This window comes from Streptomyces xingningensis (assembly GCF_054957865.1).
Map to the genome: position 1 here is coordinate 38,877 of NZ_JBDJPF010000011.1, position 23,963 is coordinate 62,839.

24 protein-coding genes are annotated in these 23,963 nt (G+C 70.9%); 9 read left to right on the forward strand and 15 right to left on the reverse strand.

Annotated features, from left to right (window positions below; translation table 11 throughout):
- Positions 1-19 precede the first annotated feature (19 nt).
- Positions 20-811, reverse strand: a complete 792-nt coding sequence (locus tag ABCR83_RS08525; RefSeq protein WP_462694244.1) for a cobalt-precorrin-6A reductase — start codon at positions 809-811, stop codon at positions 20-22.
- A gap of 26 nt (positions 812-837) precedes the next feature.
- On the opposite strand from ABCR83_RS08525, the gene ABCR83_RS08530 reads away from it, so the two are divergent.
- Positions 838-1,980, forward strand: coding sequence for a cobalt-precorrin-5B (C(1))-methyltransferase (locus ABCR83_RS08530; RefSeq protein ID WP_462694307.1), 1,143 nt, complete (start codon positions 838-840; stop codon positions 1,978-1,980).
- Between the two features lie 9 nt (positions 1,981-1,989).
- On the opposite strand, the gene ABCR83_RS08535 is transcribed toward ABCR83_RS08530, so the two are convergent.
- From ABCR83_RS08535 to ABCR83_RS08545, 3 genes are read right to left on the reverse strand one after another with little or no spacing between them, the layout of a single operon-like run.
- Positions 1,990-2,673: a hypothetical protein gene (locus ABCR83_RS08535; RefSeq protein WP_462694245.1), complete on the reverse strand. Its 684-nt coding sequence runs from the start codon at positions 2,671-2,673 to the stop codon at positions 1,990-1,992.
- Positions 2,648-4,933, reverse strand: a complete 2,286-nt coding sequence (locus tag ABCR83_RS08540) for a hypothetical protein (RefSeq protein ID WP_462694246.1) — start codon at positions 4,931-4,933, stop codon at positions 2,648-2,650. Before ABCR83_RS08540 ends, ABCR83_RS08535 begins: the two co-directional genes overlap by 26 nt.
- Complete coding sequence (locus ABCR83_RS08545; protein WP_462694247.1) at positions 4,930-5,334, reverse strand: hypothetical protein; 405 nt, start codon at positions 5,332-5,334, stop codon at positions 4,930-4,932. Before ABCR83_RS08545 ends, ABCR83_RS08540 begins: the two co-directional genes overlap by 4 nt.
- 299 nt (positions 5,335-5,633) lie before the next feature.
- On the opposite strand from ABCR83_RS08545, the gene ABCR83_RS08550 reads away from it, so the two are divergent.
- Entirely contained in the window at positions 5,634-6,308 is a 675-nt protein-coding gene (locus tag ABCR83_RS08550) for a hypothetical protein (RefSeq protein ID WP_462694248.1), read from the forward strand.
- A gap of 53 nt (positions 6,309-6,361) precedes the next feature.
- On the opposite strand, the gene ABCR83_RS08555 is transcribed toward ABCR83_RS08550, so the two are convergent.
- A complete protein-coding gene (locus ABCR83_RS08555; RefSeq protein WP_462694249.1) occupies positions 6,362-7,186 on the reverse strand; it encodes a MerR family transcriptional regulator in 825 nt (274 codons plus the stop codon).
- 184 nt (positions 7,187-7,370) lie between these two features.
- On the opposite strand from ABCR83_RS08555, the gene ABCR83_RS08560 reads away from it, so the two are divergent.
- Entirely contained in the window at positions 7,371-7,634 is a 264-nt protein-coding gene (locus ABCR83_RS08560; RefSeq protein ID WP_462694250.1) for a dsRBD fold-containing protein, read from the forward strand.
- Here the strand turns inward: ABCR83_RS08560 and cobM are convergent.
- The gene (gene cobM / locus ABCR83_RS08565) at positions 7,603-8,382 is read right to left on the reverse strand and encodes a precorrin-4 C(11)-methyltransferase (protein WP_462694251.1); all 780 of its coding nucleotides are present in this window, start codon (positions 8,380-8,382) and stop codon (positions 7,603-7,605) included. The two genes, ABCR83_RS08560 and cobM, sit on opposite strands and share 32 nt — an antisense overlap.
- Entirely contained in the window at positions 8,379-9,614 is a 1,236-nt protein-coding gene (gene cbiE / locus ABCR83_RS08570) for a precorrin-6y C5,15-methyltransferase (decarboxylating) subunit CbiE (RefSeq protein WP_462694252.1), read from the reverse strand. Before cbiE ends, cobM begins: the two co-directional genes overlap by 4 nt.
- 153 nt (positions 9,615-9,767) lie before the next feature.
- On the opposite strand from cbiE, the gene tsaD reads away from it, so the two are divergent.
- Complete coding sequence (gene tsaD, locus ABCR83_RS08575; RefSeq protein ID WP_462694308.1) at positions 9,768-10,823, forward strand: tRNA (adenosine(37)-N6)-threonylcarbamoyltransferase complex transferase subunit TsaD; 1,056 nt, start codon at positions 9,768-9,770, stop codon at positions 10,821-10,823.
- On the opposite strand, the gene ABCR83_RS08580 is transcribed toward tsaD, so the two are convergent.
- Positions 10,802-12,250, reverse strand: coding sequence for an SDR family NAD(P)-dependent oxidoreductase (locus tag ABCR83_RS08580; RefSeq protein WP_462694253.1), 1,449 nt, complete (start codon positions 12,248-12,250; stop codon positions 10,802-10,804). The two genes, tsaD and ABCR83_RS08580, sit on opposite strands and share 22 nt — an antisense overlap.
- Before the next feature lie 302 nt (positions 12,251-12,552).
- Between ABCR83_RS08580 and ABCR83_RS08585 the strand changes: the two genes are divergently transcribed.
- Entirely contained in the window at positions 12,553-12,792 is a 240-nt protein-coding gene (locus ABCR83_RS08585) for a chaplin (protein ID WP_462694254.1), read from the forward strand.
- A gap of 33 nt (positions 12,793-12,825) precedes the next feature.
- Here ABCR83_RS08585 and ABCR83_RS08590 read toward each other — a convergent pair whose 3' ends face one another.
- Positions 12,826-12,999: a hypothetical protein gene (locus ABCR83_RS08590; RefSeq protein WP_462694255.1), complete on the reverse strand. Its 174-nt coding sequence runs from the start codon at positions 12,997-12,999 to the stop codon at positions 12,826-12,828.
- Positions 13,000-13,035: 36 nt separating this feature from the next.
- The gene (locus ABCR83_RS08595) at positions 13,036-13,911 is read right to left on the reverse strand and encodes a sigma-70 family RNA polymerase sigma factor (protein ID WP_462694256.1); all 876 of its coding nucleotides are present in this window, start codon (positions 13,909-13,911) and stop codon (positions 13,036-13,038) included.
- Between the two features lie 208 nt (positions 13,912-14,119).
- Between ABCR83_RS08595 and ABCR83_RS08600 the strand changes: the two genes are divergently transcribed.
- The 3 genes from ABCR83_RS08600 to ABCR83_RS08610 all read left to right on the forward strand — a co-directional run bounded on the left by ABCR83_RS08600 (position 14,120) and on the right by ABCR83_RS08610 (position 17,528).
- Complete coding sequence (locus tag ABCR83_RS08600; RefSeq protein ID WP_462694257.1) at positions 14,120-15,100, forward strand: Lrp/AsnC family transcriptional regulator; 981 nt, start codon at positions 14,120-14,122, stop codon at positions 15,098-15,100.
- Between the two features lie 117 nt (positions 15,101-15,217).
- Positions 15,218-16,693 carry an MFS transporter gene (locus tag ABCR83_RS08605; protein ID WP_462694258.1) on the forward strand — a complete coding sequence of 492 codons (1,476 nt, stop codon included), beginning with the start codon at positions 15,218-15,220 and terminating at the stop codon, positions 16,691-16,693.
- 103 nt (positions 16,694-16,796) lie between these two features.
- A complete protein-coding gene (locus tag ABCR83_RS08610; protein WP_462694259.1) occupies positions 16,797-17,528 on the forward strand; it encodes an alpha/beta hydrolase family protein in 732 nt (243 codons plus the stop codon).
- Positions 17,529-17,597: 69 nt separating this feature from the next.
- Here ABCR83_RS08610 and panD read toward each other — a convergent pair whose 3' ends face one another.
- The 5 genes from panD to ABCR83_RS08635 all read right to left on the reverse strand — a co-directional run bounded on the left by panD (position 17,598) and on the right by ABCR83_RS08635 (position 22,785).
- Positions 17,598-18,014, reverse strand: coding sequence for an aspartate 1-decarboxylase (gene panD, locus ABCR83_RS08615; protein WP_462694260.1), 417 nt, complete (start codon positions 18,012-18,014; stop codon positions 17,598-17,600).
- A gap of 148 nt (positions 18,015-18,162) precedes the next feature.
- On the reverse strand, positions 18,163-18,768 hold the full coding sequence (locus ABCR83_RS08620) for a response regulator (protein WP_462694261.1): 606 nt from the start codon (positions 18,766-18,768) through the stop codon (positions 18,163-18,165).
- A gap of 83 nt (positions 18,769-18,851) precedes the next feature.
- Positions 18,852-20,012, reverse strand: a complete 1,161-nt coding sequence (locus tag ABCR83_RS08625) for a sensor histidine kinase (protein ID WP_462694262.1) — start codon at positions 20,010-20,012, stop codon at positions 18,852-18,854.
- A 314-nt stretch (positions 20,013-20,326) separates the two neighbouring features.
- Positions 20,327-22,618, reverse strand: a complete 2,292-nt coding sequence (locus tag ABCR83_RS08630) for a TOMM precursor leader peptide-binding protein (protein WP_462694263.1) — start codon at positions 22,616-22,618, stop codon at positions 20,327-20,329.
- Positions 22,615-22,785 (reverse strand): hypothetical protein, encoded by a 171-nt coding sequence (locus tag ABCR83_RS08635; protein ID WP_462694264.1) that lies wholly within the window; start codon positions 22,783-22,785, stop codon positions 22,615-22,617. The genes ABCR83_RS08630 and ABCR83_RS08635 overlap by 4 nt, the downstream gene beginning before the upstream one ends.
- Positions 22,786-23,199: 414 nt before the next feature.
- Between ABCR83_RS08635 and ABCR83_RS08640 the strand changes: the two genes are divergently transcribed.
- Entirely contained in the window at positions 23,200-23,958 is a 759-nt protein-coding gene (locus ABCR83_RS08640; protein WP_462694265.1) for a thioesterase II family protein, read from the forward strand.
- Positions 23,959-23,963: the final 5 nt, after the last annotated feature.

The following is a 23,963-nucleotide window of genomic DNA, read 5'->3' on the forward strand; positions in this document are numbered from 1 at the left end:
CACTCCGAACCGTACCGGCTCATCCCCCGGCGCCGGGACGGAACAGCCAGTCGCCTTCATACCCCAGCACCCCCCGCACCCACCCCGCCGCCCCCGCCACGTCCCCCGCCACCGGCACGCCCTCCGGCACCGGCGGGCGCCGTACCACCACCACCGGAACCCCCGCCTCCCGGGCGGCGGTCAGCTTCGCGGCGGTGGCCGCCGCACCGCTGTCCTTGGTCACCAGTACGTCGATCGCATGGCGGCGCAGCAGCTCGCGCTCGCCCGTCACCGTGAACGGGCCGCGGTCCAGCAGCACGGCCAGCCGGGGCGGCATCGGGGGCTCGGGGGCGTCCACCGACCGCACGAGGAACCAGAGGCCGTCGAGGTGGGCGAAGGCGCCGAGGCCCATCCGGCCGGTGGTCAGGAACACCCGCGAGCCCAGCGCGGACAGCGCCTGTGCGGCCTCGGCCAGGGAGTCCACCGGGCGCCAGTCGTCGCCCGGGCCCGCGACCCAGCCGGGGCGGCGCAGGGCCAGCAGGGGAACATGGACCTCGGCGGCAGCCCTTGCCGCGTTGAAACTGATCTTCTCGGCGAAAGGATGCGTGGCGTCGATGAGCGCGTCCACCTGCTGTTCGCGCAGCCAGCGGGCCAGGCCTTCGGATCCCCCGAACCCACCGATGCGTACCCGCCCGGCGGGCAGCCGGGGCGCGGCGACGCGGCCCGCGAGGGAGCTGGTGACGCGCAGCGCCGGGTCGGCGGACAGCTCGGCCGCGAGGTGCCGGGCCTCGGTGGTGCCGCCCAGGATCAGGATGTGGCGCTCGGCGGTCACGCTGTGCCCTTTCGCATTCGTCGGTGATCTCCGTGGCTGAGACGAAAACACCGGGTGGGCGCAGCGCGCAACTCGCGCACACCGGGCTGCGGCCCGGCTGGACCACCGGGGCCTGTGCGACGGCCGCCACCACGGCCGCGTACACCGCGCTGCTCACCGGGGAGTTCCCGGACCCGGTGGCGATCACCCTGCCCAAGGGGCAGACGCCCGCCTTTGCGCTCGCGGCCGAGGAGTTGGGGGACGGCAGGGCGATGGCGGGCATCGTCAAGGACGCCGGGGACGATCCGGACGTCACCCATGGTGCGCTGATCCGGGCGACCGTACGCGTGCTGCCGCCGGGCTCGGGGGTGGTGTTCCGGGCCGGGCCGGGTGTGGGCACGGTCACCCGGCCGGGGCTGCCGCTGCCCGTCGGGGAGCCCGCGGTCAATCCGGTGCCGCGGCAGATGATGCGCGAGCATGTGGCCGAGGTGGCCGCCCGGCACGGCGGCACGGGCGATGTGGAGGTCGAGATCTCGGTCGATCATGGGGAGGAGATCGCCCGTTCCACCTGGAATCCCCGGCTGGGCATCCTGGGCGGGATCTCCATTCTGGGCACCACCGGGATAGTGGTCCCTTACTCCTGTTCCGCGTGGATCGACAGCATCCGGCGCGGAGTTGACGTGGCGCGTGCGGCGGGGCGTACGCATGTGGCGGGCTGTACGGGCTCGACCTCGGAGAAGGTCGCGGTCGCGGTGCATGGGCTGCCCGAGGACGCGCTGCTGGACATGGGCGACTTCGCGGGTGCGGTGCTGAAGTATCTCCGCCGGCACCCGGTCGACCGGCTCACCATCGCGGGTGGCTTCGCCAAGCTCTCCAAGCTCGCCGCCGGGCACCTCGATCTGCACTCGTCGCGCTCCCAGGTGGACAAGGGTTTCCTCGCCCAACTCGCCCTCGGCGGCGGCGCCGACGAGGAGTTGGCGGCGGCGGTCGCCGCCGCCAACACGGGCCTGGACGCGCTGCAGCGCTGCGCGGCCCGGGCCGTGCCGCTGGGCGATCTGGTCGCGGCGAAGGCCCGGGGCGAGGCACTGGCGGTGCTGCGCGGTGCGCCGGTCACGGTGGATGTGATCTGCATCGACCGGGCGGGGACGATCGTGGGGCGGGCGGAACCACGGGGTCCGGGCGGGCAGTGAGCACCGGGCTCACTGCGGCTTCCGGTACTCGGCGGGATCGGACGGCTCGGGGAGGGTGACCGGGAGCTGGGCCTCGTCCCCACAGCCCAGTTGCCGGGCCAGCATCCGGGCCGCGGAGTGGAGCACGGTCATCAGCGCCCGGCTGCGTTCCGCGCCCTCCAACCGGTAGGCGTCCTTCTTGGGAGACAGATCCAGGGATCCGGCCACCGTGGACGGGCCGTTCCGGCCGAGCCCCCGGGCACAGCGGAAGGCGAGGAACGCGTTGTTCTCGTCGGCGTCGCCGAACAGACCCACGTGGTAAAGGGATTGCTTCGGCTCCAGTTTCTCCGGCCATTTTGCCTCCGCCGCGGGACGCACGAACTCGATGTCGAACAGGGGGGTGTCGCCTTTGTCCCGGGCCGCATGGACGCGGCAGACCGAGGACCGCGATCCGCTGACGTCCGCGTACTGGCGCAGCCGGCCGACCGCGGTATGGAACGAGGGGCCCTGCTCGCCGCGGAAGAGCTGGTCCCGGCTCAGTGCCTCCAAGGCCCGTACGGCACCGGCGTCGAGGGAGGATTCGCAGAGCCGCGCCGCGGGTGTGCCGTCCTCCTTCTTCTCCTCCGTGGTGCAGGAGGCGACGCCCAGCAGGGCGGCCAGCGCAAGGGCCGTCAGCGCCCGGCGGCGCTCAGGGTGTGTACGGTTTGTGGCCACGGTAGGTATCGGTTGTCGCGCCACTTCCGTAGTACGCGTTCTTGAGCCGCTCAGTGATAGCCCCTTCGTACCGCTGTAGGTCGTGCTGCGCCGCAGTATTGCCCAGCTCATCCTCTCCCCTTTGGAAGAACTGTCCCGAGTCGACCGGCGGCGGCAGGTGCGGGCCGGAGAACAGGACGTCGTCGTGAAACTGCTTGAGGAATTCAGTGGTTCCGCCCATGGCCACCGGTACCAGCAGCCCCCAGGGGCCCGACTTGCCCACGATCTGGACGATGCCCTGGCCCACTGCCGGCATGCCGCCGCTCATGCCCACTCGGGTCCAGCTCGTGGAGTCCCTGTACGCCTCTTGGGCGGAGGCCACATCGTGCCGGTAGGTCGCCTCGATCTGGGCGGCTCGGGAGTGATCGAGGATGCCACGGACCTCGGCCTCGGTGACTATCGCCTGGACGGCGTTTTCAACATGATGCTTCCCGCCGGCCAGGGGGTTCTGGGCGAACCGGTCCATGGTGTAGAGGTGTTCGGCCTGGTTCATCAGGGCGTGGGAGTCCTCGTTCTGTCCCAGCACGCTCAGGAAGTTGATGGACCCTCCTCTTCCGAAGCCGGCCCGGTCGTGTTCCCCGAGCACCCCGGGGAACGCCACGCCGTTCCTCAGCTTCGTGTTGTCGCCGAGTCCGGACATGCTCCAGTTGAGGTCATCGACATACGCACCGCCCATCCTGCCCAGGCTGTCGGCCATGCCCGGCTGGTCATGGAGGAGCCGGGGGCCGTGATCGCCGCCGTACAGCCGGACGACCTGCTCCATCACATGCGCGGTCGCCGCCGTGCGCCGGTCGCCGCCATGGGCGAAGAGTTCGGGGTTCTCGCCGGTGAGTTCCGGGGCATCCCAGGCGTAGCCCGTGGTCGCCGCCGTCAGGGCGTGTCCCAGCGCCTGATGCCCCGGCAGGTTCCGAGGTGCGCCCCCGGGGAGCCCGTCGAAGGTCCAATTGCGGTGCTCGGCCAGGTAACTGAGGTGGTCATTGAGCGCCGCACCCCCGCCCGGCTTTTTGAAGAATTCGGTGGCGGCCGCCGGGCTGTGGCCCAGGCCCTCCAGAAAGCCGGTCACCGGGTCGTGACCGTGGTCGTTCCGTCCGCCGATCAGATTGAGCATGTCGGCGTCGGCGGTGTTGGACCAATAGGGCAGGCCCTTCTTGGTGTTGTTCTTCCGGTCCCAGTCGATGAGCTTGTCGCCGTAGGAGTTGAGGAAGCTCTTGTCGTACGTGCCCGTACGCATGAGGTTGCTCATGATCTGGAAGCCATAGGGGTGGGTGGTGCCCCCGCTGTCCAGTCGTTCCGGGCCCCGGCGGATCATCTCGTCCTGCCATGCCTTCATGGCGGGGCTGTCCGAGTGGGACGCGGTGGCCAGGGTTGTGCCAAGGCTCTTCTGGAGGCGCTCCGCGGACTTCCACCACACCTTTTCGTCGATGGCCGTGCCCGGGCGATTCGCGTTCCTCGGGTGGGTGGCGTTGAACCACAGCTGGAGGGTCTTCTCCGGCCCCAGTCCGGTCGCGAACTTCTCGGCGAAGTCCGGGACTTCACTGTGCCGGGCCATCAGGGCCGAGAGCTTCGCCAGTTGGTCCGAGGTCATCTTGCCATTGCCGATGGAGGCGAGGTCCAGTGCCTGCTCGAGGTCCTTCTCGGTGCCTCTGCGGGCCTCGTCCAGGCTGTCGTACGCCTTCGCGTTGAAGCCGCGGTCCTCGCCGTTGGCGTCCGTGGTCAGGGCCTCGGCCAGCGCGGTGTCCGCCTGGGCGGCCTGCTCGATCGCCCTGCTGGTGCGCGTCCGGTACTCGTGGAAGGTGTCCTGGTACGCCTTGGTCAGCGCGGCACGGTTGTGCTCCTCCTCGGCCGTCAGGTGGAGATAGACGGAACCATCTGCCTTGTTCAGCCTCAGGTACTTATGGCCTTCGAGTTCCGTTTCGATGGCCTCCAGTGCCTTCTTCGCCGAGGTGAACTGCTGGAGACCCTCATGCATGACGTTGTAGACATGGAGGGCCTCCTCCAGCGCGGCCGCCAACTGCTTTTGGATCCACTGGAATTTCCCCAGGGCGGCCTGCGCCGCCTCGCCTCTCCAGTGCTCGGAGTCCAGCCCCCTGGTGACCTCGTTGTAGAGATTGAGCTGTATTTGCTGGAAGTTCCCCGGTGCCAGCCTCCATTTCGCGACGGCTTCGCCGAGCGGCCCCAGGTTGGCGTTCTTGACCTCCCGGTAGCCGAGCTGCCCGCTCATCGGTGCTTCCCGCCTCCCAGGGACTGCGCCTGCCGCAGGTCCTCGGCGTGGAAGTCGTTCGCGGCGGTGCGCAGGGCCTTGGCGGTCCGGGTGAACTCGTCGCGCACATAGGCCACCTGGTCCTGCCAGCGCGTCTGGAAGGTCTTGAGGGCGCCATCGGTCGCGAAGCCGTGGAGGGTGCCGGGCACCGCGCCGGTGTCGTGCATCACCTGGTCGTCCGCCTTGAGGAACTGGCCGCGCACGGTTTCGGTATTGCCCGCCCGTTTCCTCAGGACGGCCGGGGTCACCTTGAGCTTGCCCGCATCGCCGCCTTCGCCACCCCCGGCGTGATCGAGCCTCATCTGTGCGGCGGCCGGTGGATCACCGGCATCCAGGAATTTCGCCCACTTTTCCCCGTACATCACTTACCCACCCCTTGTCCCCGATAAAGAGATCCCCGAGGTGGCGGAATCTAGATGCCGAAGGGAAACTCCAGATGGCTTCGACATGATCGGGAGCTGGACGCAAGGCGTTGCGCGGCGCGGTGCCGTGCTCGCCAAGGGCAGCCGGTGACCTGTTTCACGGGGCCCTGATGACGATGCGTTCACAACCCACACGGTAGGGTCGCCGGGTGATCAGAAGTGGGGCGCGGGCCATGCGCCGAAGCCGGATATCCAGCACTTGGGGTGCTCCAGCGCTCGTCGGTACCCTGCTCATTGCCGTGGCCGGCTGCGGCGGTACGGATCATTCGGCCGAACCGGCCGCCGGTGCTTCGTCCGGCGGGCAGCAGGCCACTCGGCCCGCGGGCAGGGCCGGTTCACCGGCCGCCGCCGGGAAGGCCGCGGACGGAAAGCCGGTGAGCGCCGCTCAACTCCGGGCCATGCTGCTCAACACCGCCGATCTGGGTCCCGACTACCGGGCACAGCCCGCGGATTCCAACGGCAAGAAGCGCGATGACGTCGGGATGTCCGGCTGCCCGGCCCTCGACAAGCTCGAAGCCGACGGGGACACCAAGAAGTTCGCCGCCGAGGCAGAGGTCTCATACGACTACACCCTCGACTCCGGCTCGGAACTGGGCGAGACGCTCGACAGCGACTCCCCCGCCAAGCTGTCCGGCACCCTGCGGGACGTCTTCGCGGCCTATGCCGCCTGCCCCTCTTTCACCGTGACCTCGGGCAGTTCACCGATCCAGGTCACCACCGCCAAGGTCACCCTGCCGAAACTCGGCGACGAGCAGTACGGCAACATCCTCACGATGATCGGGGGCGAGAAGACCACGGTGATAAAGGAAGTCGCCGTCCGCAGGGGCAATATCACCCTTATGCTCAGCGGCGCCCCCGGGCTCGTCGACACCCATCTCGTCAAGGCGCTGGCCAAGCTCGACGCCCAGCGGTGATGCCGCCGTGCGCCGGACCGCGCTCAACTCACGGGCCCGGCGCACGGACCGGCTCATGCGCGAGTGACCGGCTCCTGTAGCTCCGTCACCCAAAGCGCCTGATCCTGCGGGCACTCGAGGTAGAGCTCCCGTGCGTACCCCGCCGACCGGTGGCCGTTGGCGTCGATCCAGCGGGCCAGTGTCTGGGCCGTCGGCATGACCTCGGCCATGGAGCCGCGGTGGACGATGGTGGCGGCGGATTCGACGGCCGGGAGCTCCACCACCTGGAAGCGGTGCTCGCCGCCGGGTTCCGTCGCCACCGGTGCCGCCGCGTGGACGACCATGGCGCCGGATCCGCCGGGCGCGTCCTCGTAGTAGGCGATGGGCGGGCCCGACGGGGTCACGCCCGCCTCACCGAGCAGCCGGAACAGCTCGGTGAAGAGCGGGGTGATGACGGGGCCGATGTCCTGGGGTTCATAGCTGTCGGCGGTGGCGCTCAGCTCTGCCACGCGTACCGCCGGAATGCGCTTGATCACCACGTCCTGGGTGCTCATGGTTCCCTCGCTCTCGATGCTGCGGAGCCTCGCCCCGACCTGGGCCAGCCGTGCCTCGGTCGCCTCCCGCACCGCCTCGAGCTCGGCCCGGCGCAGCCGTAGCATGCCGTGCAGCTCCGCCAGGCCGATCTCGTCCGCCACGATCGCCCGGACCTGCTGAAGGGTGAAGCCCAGGTCCTTGAGGGCGATGATGCGGTTGAGGCGGGCGAGTTGGCCCGCCGCATAGGAGCGGTAGCCGCTGACCGGGTCCACCCGGGCCGGGGTCAGCAGTCCGATGGCGTCGTAGTGCCGCAGCATGCGGACCGATACACGGCCGTGCCGGGCGAAGTCTCCGATGGTGAACATGACGCCTTCAGTGAACCGGCTGACACGGTGTGAGGGTCAAACGCCCCGGGGATCGCCGCGCATGCGGCACGCCGGGGCCGGACGTAGCCTGGCAGCAGGAGATGCCCGGGGCACCAGGGCGGGCATCGGCCCTGGATCGCGTCCGGGCCCGGCCGCTTGGCCGGGGGTTTCGGAGGTGGTGGCCATGCTGGTAGCCGGTTGGCATGTGGAGATCGAGTTCGAAGAGGACAAGGAGGACCGCCGTGTCTGGGCGGTCGCCATGCTCCGGCTGCGGGATGGCACGGAGCTGAGGGCTCGCGCCCATGCGACCCGGCACCCGGACGATCCGAGCGAGATGCGGATCGGCGAGGAGGTCGCGGGAGCCCGGGCGCTGGAGGACCTGGCGGAACAGCTGAGGGCCAAGGGCGGCCGGGAGATCACCGAGCTGCGGGCGGCGGCGGCCCGGTAGGGCATATCCGCCGGTCCCGCTCGGCCGAATACAGGTGGCTGTCCGGAAACTGCTCGGCGCCCAGCGCCCGCCCCACGATGATCACGGCCGTGCGTACCACACCCGCCGCCTTCACCTGGTCCGCGATGCCGGCCAGCGTGCCGCGCAGGACCAGTTCCTCCGGGCGGCTGGCCATCGCCACGACCGCCGCGGGGCAGTCGGGGCCGTAGTGCGGCAGGAGCTCGGCGACGACGCGGTCCGCGTAGCGGGCGGCGAGGTGGAGGACGAGGAGGGCGCCGCTGCGGCCCAGGGTGGCGAGGTCCTCGCCGGGGGGCATGGGCGTGGCCTGCTGGGCGATGCGGGTGAGGATGACGGTCTGGCCGACGGTGGGCACGGTCAGCTCGCGGCCGAGGGCCGCGGCGGCAGCGGCGAAGGCGGGGACGCCGGGAACGATCTCATAAGGGATGCCGACGGCGTCCAGGCGGCGCATCTGTTCGGCGACGGCGCTGAAGACGGAGGGGTCGCCGGAGTGCAGCCGGGCCACGTCCCGGCCCGCTTGATGGGCCTGTACGAACTCGGCGGTGATCTCATCGAGGTTGAGCCGCGCCGTGTCGACGAGCCGGGCCCCGGGCGGGCACTCGGCGAGGAGTTCGCGGGGGACCAGACTGCCCGCGTAGAGGCAGACGCCACAGCGGGCGAGGGTCCGCGCGCCGCGTACCGTGATGAGGTCGGCGGCGCCGGGTCCGGCGCCGATGAAGTACACGGTCATGGCTGTTCGCCTTCCTTGGTGACGGACCACTGGGTGACCGGCATGGCCTGCCGCCAGCCGGTGAAGCCGCCGACCGGGGCGGCGTGGGCGACGGCGAGGCGGGTGAGCTCGCCGCCGTGGCGCCGGTACCAGTCGGTGAGCAGGGCCTCGGATTCCAGGGTGACGGTGTTGGCGACCAGCCGCCCGCCCTCGGGCAGGGCGCGCCAACAGGCCTCGAGCACTCCGGGGGCGGTGAGGCCGCCGCCGATGAACACGGCGTCGGGTACCGGCAGTTCGGCGAGCGCGCCGGGTGCGGCGCCGGTGATGACGCGCAGCGCGGGCACGCCGAGGGTGTGGGCGTTGCGGGTGATGCGCCCGGCGCGCACCGGGTCACGCTCGACGGTGACGGCGCGGCAGGAGCGGTGGGCGCGCAGCCACTCGATGCCGATGGATCCGGAGCCGCCGCCGATGTCCCACAACAGCTCGCCGGGGCCGGGGGCGAGGGCGGCGAGCGTCGCGGCCCGGATATGACGTTTCGTCAACTGCCCGTCGTGCTCGAAGGCTTGGTCCGGAAGTCCGGGGGTGAGCGAGAGCCTGGGGGTGCCACTGGTGCGGCGGCAGTCGACGGCGATGACGTTCAACGGGTCGCCCGGCGGGTGGGGCCAGTCCTCGGCCGTGCCCTCGGTGCGGTGTTCGCGCTCGCCGCCGAGCTGCTCGAGGACGGTCATCCGGCTCGGCCCGAAGCCCCGTTCCCGCAGCAGTGCGGCGACCTCGGCGGGCGTACCGGCCCCGGCGCTGAGCAGCAGCAGCCGGCGGCCCGGGTACAGGGCGGCGCCGAGCGCGGCGAGCGGGCGCCCGACGAGGCTGATCACCTCGGTGTCCTCCAGCGGCCAGCCGAGGCGGGCACCGGCGTAGGAGACGGAGGACGGGTGGGGCAGCACCCGCAGCCGTCCGGCGCCGAGCAGCCCGGCGAGGGTGCGGCCGATGCCGAAGAACATGGGGTCGCCGCTGGCCAGTACGCACAGGCGGCGGCCGTCCTGTCCGGCGAGCAGCCCGGGCACGGCGGGCCGCAGCGGCGAGGGCCAGGGGATGCGTTCGCCCGGGCAGTCGGCGGGCAGCAGGTCGAGCTGGCGGCGGCCGCCGATGATCGCCTCGGCGTGGCGCAGCGCGTCCCGGGAGCCGGGGGCGAGACCGGGCCAGCCGTCGGCGCCGATGCCTACGACGGTGACGGGGGCATGGCTCACGGGGCGCACCTCGGGGGTTCGTCGGTGGACTGGCTGCCCGGGAACTCTACTGACCTGCGGTGACGCGCCCACACCCGGGAGCTTGTTGCATATGATGTGCAACTACAAGGCTGTGTAATTACAAAGACCAGGCAGGAGACTGTGGCCGTGGGGCGTTCACCAGTGGTGCTGGGTATCGAGTCGTCCTGTGACGAGACCGGCGCCGGCCTGGTGCGGGACGGGAGGCTGCTGGGCCACGCGGTGGCCTCCAGCATGGACGAGCACGCCCGCTTCGGCGGTGTCGTCCCGGAGATCGCGGCGCGCGCCCATGTGCACGCGGCCGCCCCGGTCGTCCGGGCGGCGCTGGCCGACGCGGGCCTGGCGATGGGCGACATCGGCGCGGTCGCGGTGACCACCGGCCCCGGGCTGTCCGGCGCGCTGCAGGTCGGGGTGGCGGCGGCGAAGGGCCTGGCGTACTCGCTGGGGGTGCCGCTGTACGGGGTGCACCACCTCGCCGGGCATGTGGCGGCGGACACCCTGGAGCACGGTCCGCTGCCCAACCCCTGTGTGGTGCTGATCGTCTCCGGCGGCCACACCTCGCTGCTGCTCGTACGGGACCTGGCCCGTGATCCGATCGCGCACCTCGGCGACACGCTGGACGACGCGGCCGGGGAGTGCTTCGACAAGGTCGCCCGGGTCTTCGGCCTGCCCTATCCGGGCGGGCCCGCCGTGGACCGGGCGGCACGCCGGGGCGATCCGCGCGCGGTGGCCTTCCCGCGCCCGCTCACCGGGCCGCGCGACGACCCGTACACCTTCTCCTTCTCGGGGCTGAAGACGGCCGCCGCGCGCTGGGCGGAGCAGCATCGGGCGGCCGGGCGGCCGTTGCCGGTCGCGGACGGCGCCGCCTCGCTCCAGGAGGCGGTGGCCGATGTCCTCACCCGCAAGGCGGTGGCCGCCTGCGTCGAGCACGGGGTGGGCACCCTGGTGGTGGTCGGTGGCGTGGCCGCGAACTCCCGGGTCCGGGCGCTGGCCGAGGAGCGCTGTGCGGCGGCCGGGGTCCAACTGCGGGTGCCACCGCTGCGGTTGTGCACGGACAATGGCGCGATGATCGCGGCGGTCGGTGATCTGCTGGTCCGGTCAGGGGCTCCGGCGGCGCCGCTGGAGGTGTCGATCGATCCATCGGCGCCGCTGGAGTATGCGGCCCTGCACCCCCGCGGTCACCAGTCGGCGGGCCGGTAGTCCTTCAGGAAGCAGCCGTACAGGTCCTCGCCCTGCTCGCCGCGCACGATCGGGTCGTAGACCCGGGCCGCCCCGTCCACCAGGTCGAGCGGCGCATGGAAGCCCTCGGCGGCCATCCGGACCTTGTCCGGGTGCGGGCGCTCGTCGGTGATCCAGCCGGTGTCGACGCTGGTCATCAGGATGCCGTCGGCTTCCAGCAGCTCCTGTGCGCTGGTGCGGGTGAGCATGTTGAGCGCGGCCTTGGCCATATTGGTGTGCGGGTGCCCCGCGCCCTTGTAGCCCCGGCTGAAGACGCCCTCCATGGCGGATACGTTCACCACGTACTTGCGGCGCGCGGCCGAGGCGGCCATCGCCGGGCGCAACCGGCTGACCAGGACGAACGGCGCGGTCACATTGCAGAGCTGGACTTCGAGCAGCTCGACCGGGTCGACCTCGCTCACCGTCTGGATCCAGCTGTTGGTGGCGTCCAGGTCCGGCACCAGGCCACCCGCGTCGATCGCGGTACCCGCCTCGACCCGGGCGAGCGAGGCGGAGCCGCTGGTGAGCGCGAGCTCGGTGAGGGCCTGGGGGGTCAGCTCGTCATGGCGGCCGCCCGCCTGCGCGGGCAGTTCGGGCTGCGCGCCGCTGCCGAAGGCGCCGAAGACCTCCGAGGCGGGCAGCTCGCCCGCGGGCAGCGGCGCGGACTCGGCGGAAATCAGTTCGCGGTACGCCGAGCGGGAGCGGCGGACGGTCTGGGCCGCGTTGTTGATCAGGATGTCCAGCGGGCCCTCGGCGCCGACGGAGTCGGCCAGGGCGACGACCTGTGCGGGGTCACGCAGGTCAATGCCCACGATCTTGAGCCGGTGCAGCCAGTCGGCGCTGTCCTCCATGGCCTTGAACCGGCGGATGGCGTCGTTGGGGAAGCGCGTGGTGATGGTGGTGTGCGCCCCGTCCCGCAGCAGCCGCAGGGCGATATACATGCCGATCTTCGCCCGGCCACCGGTGAGCAGCGCACGCCGCCCGGTCAGGTCGGTACGGGCGTCCCGGCGGGCGCGGTTCTCGGCCGCGCACGGCCGGCACAGCTGGTGGTAGAAGGCGTCGACCTCGGTGAAACGGCCCTTGCAGATGTAGCAGGACCGGGGCCGCTCCAGGATTCCGACGATCGCGGTGGCGGCGGTCGCGGCGAGCGGGATGCCGCGCGTCTCGTCGTCGATGCGGTCGGCGGCACCGGTGGCGGTGGCCTCCGTGACCGTCTTGTCGTGGGCGGTCTTGGCCGCCCGGCGCTCCTGGCGGCGGCGCTGCTTGACCGTCCGGTAGATGCCGGCGGTGGCGCGCCGCACGGCGATCGCGTCGGGGTGGTCGACCGGAAGCTCGTCGAGCTCCTTGAGCACGCTGAGGCAGATCGCCATGCGCTCCGGATCGATACCCATCTCTTCAGTGACCGTCATCGGCGCCGTCGTTTCCCAGTCCATACGTTCGTTCGATTGAAGCTTCTCCGAAACTGTACGTAGCCAGGGGCGGCCACGCCAAACCCGCACCCGAGCGGGCCCGACCTCCAGGTGATCGACAGCCCGACACCTTGACACATCCGACGCGTCCCAGGTCACCTTCTTCTCTCCAAACTCCTTTCATCACATCTGACTTATTGCCCTTTACGGGTTAATTCCTGCCCACAAGGCCCATTTTGGTGCATCCCCTCTGGGACTGACGGTCACAATTGGCGCTCAACACCCCCTAGAAAGGTCCATCCATGTCGCGTATCGCCAAGGCAGCCCTCCTGACCGCCGCCGCCGGCGCCGTCATCGCCGGCACCGCGGGCGTCGCTTCCGCCGACGCCGGAGCAGGGGCCGCGGCCGTCGGCTCCCCCGGTGTCCTCTCCGGTGACACCATTCAGATTCCGATCCACCTGCCGATCAACCTGTGCGGCAACGCGATCGACATCGTCGGTCTGCTGAACCCCACATTCGGCAATACCTGCGTCAACGGCTGACAGTCGCCCCCACGCGCGCGGGGCGGGTCACAGTCAGCCGCCGGATCCGTCGACCGCGCACTCGTGGCGCCCATCAGGTTCCTGATGGGCGCCACTTCCTTGTTCGGGCGCGGGCGGCCGCTCGCCCGCACCGACGGCACCGGGGAGATCGGGGATCTCGACGATCGGCGGCAGATCGGGAGTCAGCCGGGTGTGGTCCGACGTCATGGCGACCGTCCTGGTCTCGTGGTGCGAAGCCCGGCCTCAGGCCGGGGCGAGGAGCTTGCGGCGCAGTTGCGCACAGGTGCGGCTGAGGATGCGGGAGATCTGCATCTGGGAGACGCCCAGCCGGGCGCCGATCTGCTGCTGGGTGAGGTTGCCGAAGAAGTGCCAGTACAGGACCGACTTCTCCCGCTCGGGCAGGGCGTCCAGGAGCGGCCTGAGGGACTGCCGGTCCACGACCAGGTCCAGCGCGCGGTCGACCCGCCCCAGGGTGTCGGCCAGCACCAGCTCCCCCGCGGCGTCGACCGGATGGTCCAGGGACAGCGTGTGGTGCACCCCGTCGGCGTCGATGCCGCGCCGCACTTCCGCCTCGGTCAGACCGGTCTCCTCGGCCAGGGCCGCCGTGGTGACGGGCGCACCGGCACCCTGCTGCTCCAGCCGCGTGCGCGCCGAGCGCACGGCGGCGCGCAACTCCTGGTCCCGGCGCGGGATGTGCAGGGACCACACATGATCGCGGACATGGCGCTTGAGTTCCCCGTTGATGGTGGGGACGGCAAAGGACTCAAACGCGAAACCGAGGTCCGGATCGAACCGGTCCACGGCCCGTACCAGAGCCAGGGCGGCCACCTGACGCAGATCCGCCGGGCTCTCCCCGCTCGAGCGGTAGCGCAGACTGATGCGCTCGGCCATGGGCAGCCAGGCGGCGATCACCTCCTGGCGCAGCCGGGCACGTTCGGGTCCCTGGGGGAGCCTGGCGATCCGGTCGAAGAGGGCGCTGATGCCGGACTGTTCACCGGCGGTCCCCTCCCGGCAGCGGTCCGGAAGACACCGGCGGCCGGTGGTTCCGGCCGGGGGTGCGGGGGTTGCCCCCCGGGAATGCGCGGTACGCGTCCGCCGGCGGAGCGCTGTCTCGGTCATGGCCACAGTTCTCCCCTCGCTCGGACGTCACCTCACGGCCGTCTCAGCATGCCCCCGGCCGGACGCTCCCGCGACTCGTGGCGGTCACTCGAACACTCAGAGTGACGCTCACGGCCGGCCTTGGGCCCGGCCGGCCCGGCCGGTGCTCGGCCAACTGCCCCGGGAACAGCCGTCCGTGGACGTTTCCGGCGCGGCCTACGATCGTGTGATGGAAACCGTCACGCTCGACGAGCTCGACCGGGGGCTGGCACATGCCCTCCAGATCGACGGCAGGGCACCGTTCAACAAGATCGCCGAGGTGCTGGGGGTCTCCGAGAGCACCGTCGCGCGCCGCTACCGGCGGCTGCGCACGGCAGGGGTGCTGAGGGTGGTCGCCGCCGTCAACCGCGGCCCGCTCGGATACGTCCCCTGGACCATCCGGCTGCGCTGCACACCGGATGTCTCGGGCGCCATCTCGGCCGCGCTCGCCCGCCGGGCCGACACCTTCTGGGTGCACCTGCTCTCCGGCGGCACCGAGATCTCCTGCAGCACCCAGACCCGCAGACCGGGCGAGGGCGACACCCTGCTGCTCCAGAAGCTCTCCCGCACCAGCCGGGTGAACTCCGTGACGGCCCATGCCATCCTGCGGTCCTTCACCGAACCCAGGAGCTGGACGGGGCTGGCACAGCTCGACGAGGAACAGGCCGGGCGGCTGCGCCCCGAGCCCGCGGAGCCGAGCGGTGACCGGGTCGCCCTCGACGACGGGGACCACGAGCTGCTGCAGCTCCTCTCGCGGGACGGACGCACCGGCTATGCCGAACTGGCGGCGGGCACCGGCCTGTCGGAGTCGACGGTCAAGCGGCGGATGGCGCAGCTGCGTCACGCAGGCGTCCTCTCCTACCAGGTCGACCTGCCGGTGTCGGCGCTCGGCCGGCACGCGGAGGCCCGGCTGTGGATGTCGGTGAAGCCCTCCGCGCTGGTGGAGGTGGGCACCGCCCTCGCCGGACATCCCGAGGTCTCCTTCGCGGCCGTCACCACCGGGCCCACCAATCTGATGGCCTCGGTGATCTGCCGGGACACCGGTGACCTGTACCGCTATCTGACCGAAAGCGTCGCGGCGCTGGACGCCGTGCACCAGGTGGAGACCGCGACGGTGGACCGCACGGTCAAGCGGGCGGGCACGGTGCTGCCGAACGACTTCGGGGGATGACGGATTTCCGTTGCTGCACCTGCTCCGGTGCGGGAATCCGGCGTCCGGTGCCGCCTGGCTGGTCGTGTCCGCCGCCCGTCCCGAGGCTGTGGGAAGTCTTCGACGAAAGGACTTCTCATGCGCAAGTGGTGGCCTCTCGTGGCGGTGTGCCTGGGGTCGTTCATGCTGATCACGGACACCACCGTGGTGACCGTGGCACTGCCGGACATGGCGGAGGACCTGGGCGCCTCGCTGTCCGGGCTGCAGTGGGTGATGAACATCTACACCCTGGTGCTGGCGGCCCTGACCCTGAGCACGGGGTCGTTCGGCGATCTCTTCGGGCGCCGCAGGGTCTATGTGATCGCGCTGGCCCTGTTCGGCGGCGCCTCCCTGGTCTGCGCGCTGGCACCGGACCCGGGCCTGCTGATCGCCGCCCGAGGGGTACAGGGCATCGGCGGCTCGGCCATGTTCGTCACCGGCATGGCCATCGTCGGTGGCAGCTACGAAGGCCGGGCCCGGGCCGGTGCGATCGGCGTGTGGTCGGCGGTGGGCGGCGCCGCCGGCGCGACCGGGCCCCTCCTCGGCGGACTGCTGACCCAGTCGCTGGGGTGGCAGGCCATCTTCGCCGTCAATGTCCCGCTGGCGGCGGTGACGCTCGTGCTGACCCTGCGGTACGTCAAGGAGTCCAAGCAGCCCGAACGAGCCACGGTCGACCTGCCCGGCATGCTGGCCTTCGGCATCGGCTCCGGCGCCCTGACCTTCGCGCTGATCAAGGCGGGCGACGACGGCTGGACCGCCTCCACCACCCTGGGCCTGCTCGCCCTGGCCGCGCTCGCGCTGATCGCCTTTGTCGCGGCCGAGCTCCGCGCGCCGCACCCCATGCTGGACCTGGCGCTCTTCCGCGATGCGTCCTTCCTGGCAGTGATGTTCGGCACCATCGCCACGGCCTGGGGCTTCGCCTGCCTCATCTACGCCTCCCTGTGGCTGCAGTCCGTGGCCGGGCTCAGCCCCCTCAAGACGGGCCTGGCGATGATCCCGCTGGCGGCCACCACCTTCGTCACGTCCATGGTGTCGGGCAAGCGACTGCACCGGGTCTCCCCCCGCCTGGCCATCGCCACCGCCTTTGCACTCATCGGCATCGGCTGCGTCCTCAACGGCCTGCTGGTGGACGGCGATTCCGGCTGGGCGGCGCTGTTGCCCGGGCTGGTGCTGACCGGCGCGGGCGTCGGCGTGGGCATGCCCGCCACCGGCTCCGCGGTGCTGGCCTCCGTCCCCGTCGAGCGGGTGGGGATGGCCTCCGGCACGATGGCGACCTTCCGCCAGCTCGGCCAGGCCCTCGGGGTCGCCGTCCTCGGCCTGCTGTTCACCCACACCCTCCGCTCCTCCCTCACCGGCCGGGTCGCCGATGCCGACGCGGCGGTCAACGCCCTGAGCAGCGGCCGGAAGACCAGCGTCCGGGTCCTCCAGGACGCGGGTGCGGATGGGCTGAGCGCGGTGTACCTCGTCTCGGCGGCGCTCGCCCTGTCGGCGGCGGTCCTCGCCGTCGCCCTGGTCCGCAGGCCGGCGCCCGCTCCCGCTCCCACCCCCGAGCGGGAACCGGCCGAGGCCCGCTGATCCCTGCCCACGGGGACGGCACTCGCCCCTCAACTCCCGCAGGCCCCGGGAGACTCGGCTGATAGCTTCCCGGGGAAACGTCGTACGACCGAAAGGCCCTGCCATGCCGACCCGCAGCGCGGTGCAGCAGCAGCTCGTCACCGCCCCCAATGGCAAGTCCATTGACCTCCACCGGCCCGGCAGGGCCGCCACGGCACTGCCAACGGCCCTGCTCTGGCACGGCATAGGCCCCGATGAACGCGATGTCCTGGGGCCCTTCGCGCGGGCGGTCGCCGAGTCGGGCGTCCTGGTGATGGTGCCCGACTGGCGTTCCGACGCCCCGGACGGCGGCCGCGCCCATCTCCTGGACTCGCTGGCCCACTGCCGCGCACGGGCCGCCGCGCACGGCGGCGACCCGGACCGGATCGTCCTGGTGGGCTGGTCGGCGGGCGCCCCGGCCGCGCTGGGCGTCGCGCTCCACCCCGAGGTCGCCGGTGGCTGGCGGCCCATGGCGGTGGTGGGGATCGCCTCGCGCTACGACCGCCCGGCACGGACCACGGGAGTTCCGCCACTGGACGACCTGGCCGGCGAGCCGACGGCCGGGCCGGTGCCGGTGCGGCTCGTGCACGGCACCGAGGACACCCAGATCGACCCCGGGCATTCCCGGACCCTGCTGGCCGCGCTCACCGGCCACGGCTGGCCGGTGCGGCTGGACGAGGTGCCGGCCGACCACGCAGGGGTGATCATGACGGAGTACGATCCCCGGCTGCAGCGCTGCCGGGCCACCGGGGACCAGCGGGTCCGGGCCGCCGGGGAATCGGTGGCCCGGGTGGTCGCCGAGGCGGCCGGGGTGTAGGACACGTCCTACGGTCCTACGCACCCAGGGGTCGGCACACGCCCTGACGGACTCCAGGAGGGTCGTCCGTCATCCCGCCACGCGGTCCCCGCGCGAGAGCCCGGAACCCTCCGGCACCGCGGCCGGATCGCCGCCGAGGTCCACCACCGCATTGCGCTCGTCGACGAAGACGACACGCGGTTCGAAGGTCTTGGCCTCGGCATCGTCCATGGCGGCATAGGCGATGACGATGACGAGGTCGCCCGGGCTGATCAGCCGGGCCGCGGCACCATTGACGCCGATCACGCCGGAGCCGCGCGGTCCCTCGATGACATAGGTCGACAGCCTGGCACCATTGTTGATGTCGACGATGTCGACCTTCTCGCCGGGCAGCAGATCGGCGGCCGTCATGAGGCCGGCGTCCACGGTCAGCGAACCCACGTAATGCAGGTCGGCCTGCGTCACGGTGGCGCGATGGATCTTGGACTTCATCATGGTGCGATACATCGAAATACTCCCTGAACTAGGCTCCCTGCCTGCGTTCTTGCAGGTCAAAGGCAGTTCCACACTCTACAACGAGTCATCTGTCCGGGCAGTGTTCCGCAGTGTTCCGCAGTTCAGGACTCATACCGGCCCCTTGAACGCCGTCATGGCCTCACAGCCAGCCGAATTCATGGGCGATGCGGATCGCATCGACCCTGTTGCGCGCGTTGAGTTTGGTCACCACAGCGGTCAGATAGTTCCGTACGGTACCGGCGGACAGCCGCAGCCGCTTCGCGATCTCACTGGCATCCGAGCCCTGGGACGCCAGCCTGAGCACCTCGGTCTCCCGGTAGGTGAGTGGACTCTCCGCGCCGCCCCAGGCGGCAAGCGCCAGTTCGGAGTCGATCGCTCGCTGTCCCGCCGCCACTTTCCGTACCGCCTGGGCGAGTTCCTGTGGTGGGGCGTCTTTCAGCAGGTATCCGGAGACATTAGCGGACATGGCCCGGCGCAGCGTGCCGGGGCGGCCGAGGTTGGTGAGAATCAGCGTCCGGCACGAAGGCAGCCGTTCATGGAGCTGTTCCGCGGCGCTCAGCCCGTCGAGACCAGGCAGGTCGATATCGATAATGGCGACATCCGGCCGGAGTTCGCGGGCCGTCGGAAGAATCTGATCGCCGCGTTCCACGCTTGCCACGACGTCCAGATCGTGCTCGAGGTTCAAAAGGGCGACCAGCGCGCCCCGCACCATGTGCATGTCTTCAGCGAGCAATACACGGATCATCGAAGCCCCCCGTGATTTTGCGTATGTGTTGCGTATGTGTGAGGTCCCCCACGGTTCTCGCGGCGTCACGCTATCAGCCGGGGTCAGGCCGGTCCCATGGGCTCATCCGACTCCATGGCCGTTGAGCCGGGCCGCTCCGGGCGGGCGGCTTGGGCGGGCACCTCGGCGACCAGACGGAACCAGCCACCGGGGGCCGGTGGCACGGCTTCCTCCCGCTCCGTGATCAGCCGGCCCCCGGTCTCCCGCAGGCGCTGTTCCAGGTTGCCGAGGCCATTGCCGCCGTGCGGCGAGGGATCGCAATAGTCGGCCACCACACCGTCGTTGATGATGGTGAGGCGTGCCGTTCCATCGTCGACCACGGCGGTGATACAGCAGCGGGTCGCCTTGCTGTGCCGCAGCAGATTGGTGACGCCCTCGCGCAGCACCGTCGCGAGCACCGTGCCGGCCTGCGAACTGATCTCCTCGACGGAGGCGTCGAGAACCACCTCGACCTCGACCTCCGCGGCGTCGAGCACCGACCGGGCCGAGGACACTTCGGAGCCGAGTGACATATCGCGGTAGCTGCGCGCCACCCTGCGGACATCGCTGAGCGCCTGCCGGGAGATGGCGAGGACTTCCTCCACCTCTTGGTCGGCCCGGTCGTGCTGCGCCCGGATGAGCCGTTGGAGCAGCTCGCTCTTGAGCACGATCGCGGAGAGGCTGTAGCCGAGCAGATCGTGCAAGTCGCGCGCGAGGCGCAGCCGCTCACTGGCCACCGCCATACTGGCCATCTCGACCCGGGCCGCGAACACCTCGTCGACCAGGGACGACATCCGGGTGAGCCCGTAGACCACCAGGCCGGTGAGCAGGGTGCTCTGGCACATGTAGACGAGGTCGATCACGGGCATCGCCTTGAGCACTCCCGGGATCAGCAGACTCAGACCGTTCAGTCCGTACAGCGACCAGGCGGCCCGGGGCGGCAGCAGGAGTAACAGTGATCCACCGAGGAAGCCCGCCATGGCTCCCCACAGGACTCCGAAGCAGACCAGCGGCAGATAGGTCAGCACGGCCTGGGCACCGAGCGTCGCGGCCTTCGACCGTGGCGAGGCACGCTCGGCCCCTCGCCTGGAATGCGCCAGTTGCAGGGCAAAGACGGCCAAGAGCGCGACGAGTCCGGTGATGAGTTCGGGCGGGGACGGCCGACTGCTCATGAGGTTGATCGCGGTGATGCCGAAGTAGCAGGCCAGTGCCGCGAGAAGGATCATGGAGGCCAGTCGGGGAGCGGGCCTGGTGCTCCATCTGGCAAACGACACATCAGGGGCGTGCTGGGCATCGCTCTGCATCCTCGAAGTGCTCCTCTGCCGCCAGGAGAACATTCCAGAGCGCGGCGTCCCCGGGCGCTCTCGAACGCAGGGCCTATCGTGGCCGACCTGTAGCCCGAACGCTCGTTCGGCAGATTTTACATGGGGTGGCTGAATAGCATCAGCCCTTTCCAGCATTTCACTGAGACCTCGTCATCCGGCCACGGCCGGTTGGTCGTTGGGGCGTGCCCCACTTCCCCAAGACCGCTTGGAGTGTGTCAGACGAACAGCGGGACCGGGTTGAGCTCCTCGTAAGACGTCGGCTTCTCAACTCGTCCCAGGGCAACCGGAGTGTCATAGAGGCGCCCGGGTGCGTACCTCGCCCAGAAGTGCCTGAGTCCGGGAACCACGACCTTGACCACCGGGAGGCCGGTGTCGGGACGAGTCTGGTCGAGCACCAGCAGATCCATGCCGTGCGCCGCAAGCAGACCAGTTGCCGCCGAGAGGTCGTCCAGCAGGTCGTCCCTGGGAATGTAGTCCCAGGAGTGGGGTGCTCTGGGGGTCGTCGCGGGTGCGGGGGCCAGATACGGCTGACGCGCGACGGTCTCCCGCAGCCACCAGTTCCTGGCCTCGGGGTGATCGACGCGGTACCCCGACCCGTCCGGGCGCGCCCCCGACACGGCCGGCAGCAGCTGGCCCATTTCGGTCAGTGCCCGGCGCAGCGCCAGCCGGGGATCGAAATGGGCGCCGAAGCCGAAGATGATGTCCTCGCACGGCTTGTCGGTGCGCCGGGAGACGGCCGCCATGGCGGGGATGCCGAGGTCGGCGGTGAGGTCGAGCGCCCAGATCTCGCGGTTCAGCTTCCGGTAGCCGCACCGCAGCCTGTCGATGTACGGCTCGTCGAAGGAGTCCAGGTCGACGGCCGGCTGGCGGGTGCGGTTGTACCACCACAGGGCCACCGCATCGCGTTCGACCAGCTCCAGAAAGCCTTGGAGCACGGCGTCTTCCAAGCTGCTGCCCGCCGCGTTGCCGTTGGAGTCGGCGCATGGTTCGGGAGGGGACGCCGCGTCGGCGGAGAAGTACAGCATGCTGGTCGGCAACAGCCGGTGCGTACCCGAGGCCGGCGACCACAAGGGGGTCCAGTCGACCGGGCGGTTCTCGTCGAAGCGCTCCGGTACGGAAGTGAAGGGCGAGCGGGCCGCGTTCCAGCGGGACCGGTCGCGGAACTGCCGGTCGTGGTACAGCTGGCAGGAGTTGGGATGCAGGGCCACGTCGCCCAGCCCGCGGAAGGTGTCGCGCACCACGGCCTCGTCACCGCGCCTGGTGCCGCTGTACCGCTCGACCGCCTCGCCCAGGGCACTTGCCCGGGCCTCGTCGGCGGTGAGGCCCTTGCCGCCGCTGAGCGAACGCAGTCCGGCCCGTAACCCCGACAGGGTGCCGGCCCGCATGGCGAGGTTCCGGCCCGAAACCTGGGCATGGGCGAAGTCGGGTGTGCCGACGGCCCGGTGGATCCCCTTCACCACGCCGGTGACGGGGTCGACCAGATGGCCATAGCGCTCCAGCATGCGCTCGGTGCTGAGCGCGCGGTGGCCGTTGCCCGTGCCGTCAGCGGACTTCGGCCGGCTCCGCAGCGTGGGAGGGCGCCAGCCCCGCTCGCTGAGCAGCCGGGGGTTACCGCAGGCCGGGCACTGCGGCAGCCGGGGCACCGGATGGGCGGTGGTCTTCAGGGCAAGGGTGTTCAGGGTGCGTACGGCACCCTGCTCCGGGCTCCGGAACCCGCTCGCCCATTTGACCGCCTCCAGCACCGCGGCCTGTACGGCCAGGGCGCGCCCGGCCGGCAGGGCGGCCTCCGGCCTGGCCATCGGACCGTCGTGGCCCAGTGCGCGCCGCAAGGGCAGTTCGCTTGTGCGGTGGTCTCGCAGCCGGGTCGCCAGACAGTTCCAGCAGGGGCCGTGGTCAGGGCGGAAGACCGGGCCGAACCAGGGGTCGGGGCCGCCCGGGCGCACCAGCAGCCAGGGGTGCCCCAGGGTGCGGTGCTCGGCGTCGATGTCCCGCAGTTCGGGCGAGAGATAGTCGTCGCACAGGACGAGGCTGAGAGCTGCCTCCCGCACCGAGTCCGTGAGCCGCAGCCCGGAGGCCAGGCATGCCTCGGGGACGGTGTCCGCGGCGACGCCGGGCAGTGTCACGATCCGCACGGCCGCCCGGGCCGCCTTTTCGGCGGCCCGGGCTCCGTCCAGACCCGCGAGATCCCAGTAGGCCTCGGCGGCCCGGTCGGCCGGCGGGTGGCCGGATCGCCGCCGAAAACGGAGCAACCCGGCCTCGGCGAGGACTCCCAGCGCGTCTTCGGCCTCCTCGGAGGCGAGGGACGGGGCCGCGTCGCGGACGATGGCGGCCGGTGTGCGAGTCCCGTCGAGCAGGGGGGCCAGGATCTCCGCCGGCCCGCCGCGAAGGGCCGTGATGCCGGCGTGCGATAACAGATAGGCCGCCTCTCCGGGCACGACCATGCAGCGCAGATGGCTCTTGAAGCCGACAAAGCCGACAAATGCGGTCTCGCCCCCCGGGTTCGTCATGCGTGAGCGGACTCGTCGAGCGGAGCTGGGCCGTCGCAGAAGGTGAACAGGGCGGCCAAGTCGTCAGGGCTTGAGTCGAGATGGTCCACGACGAGCCGTGGGCGCGCGGCGGGAAGCGCATCCGGCGCGGCGGGAAGCGCGAGTGTGTCGGCGATGAACTCGTTCATCTGGCACGTTCCTTTGCGGTCTCGGGCTGTGGTTCTCCGTATGCCAGGATCGTCATATGGAGGAAGCATCCACAGAAAGTGATGGAATCATCGGCGGGGGGTGAGGCTTTCCCGTCCTTCACCTTCACCCCTCACTTCCTGGCCCGCCCCGCCTCGGCCCATCCACCGTCACCCACCGGCCGCACGCCCGGATTTGGAACGCCCGGCCCCGGTCCGGGGTCTGTGCCGGGCGCCCTTCCGGGGTGTGAGGCCGTCATGTCCGGGTGCAGAGAAATCCATCCCCTGCGCCGGGACCCACCCACTGTTTCCGGCCCTGGCTCGAATGAGATCTTCGGGGTTCATGGCGGAGCCGAATCGGCCGCCCGGGAACCTGAGGAGAGGCCAGCCGTACTGAGCGGGCCGGAGGGGCGCACGATGACGCCGTATCTGCCACAGCCGGCCGGCCCCGCCGCAGCGGGACCCAGTCTCTTCTGTCTGCCGTGTGCGGGCGGCGGCGCATCCGCCTTCGCGCGGTGGCAGCGGGAGCTCGATGGGTACGGGGCCGTGGTGCGAGTACGGCCGGTGCAGCTGCCCGGTCGTGAAGGACGCCTCCACGAGCCACGGTTCACCGATCTCGACGCGCTGGCCGCGGAGCTGGACGAGCAGCTCGACCACGCGTTCTCCCAGCCATATCTCCTCTACGGACACAGCATGGGGGCGTTCATCTCCCATGCCCTGACCCTGCGCAGGCAGCGGCGTGGTGCGACGCTGCCCCGGGCGCTCATCCTCAGCTCCCACCGTGCCCCGCACATACCGCCCAACCGGATCCTGGACCCGGCGGCCGACGACGAGGTGCTGGCCCGGAGCCTGGCCGAACTGGGCGGAATTCCCCGGGAGCTGGCCGCCCGGCGCGGATTCCGTTCGCGGTTCGTGCCGCTGGTCCGGGACGACCTCCGGCTCTGCTCAGGGGCGGTCAAGCGGGACGAGATCGAGCCACTGCAGGTGCCGCTGCATCTGTTCGTGGGTGACCGGGACCGGCTGGTGCCCGTGCCCGCGATGGCCGCCTGGGCGGAACACGGCACCCGGGGGGCCGAGTTGCGCACCATGCCCGGGGGCCACTTCTTCGTCCGCTCCGAGGAGAGCGCCTTGTTGCGCGGGCTGGCCGCGGTGCTGGTCCGGTACGGCGCCGGGTAGGACGG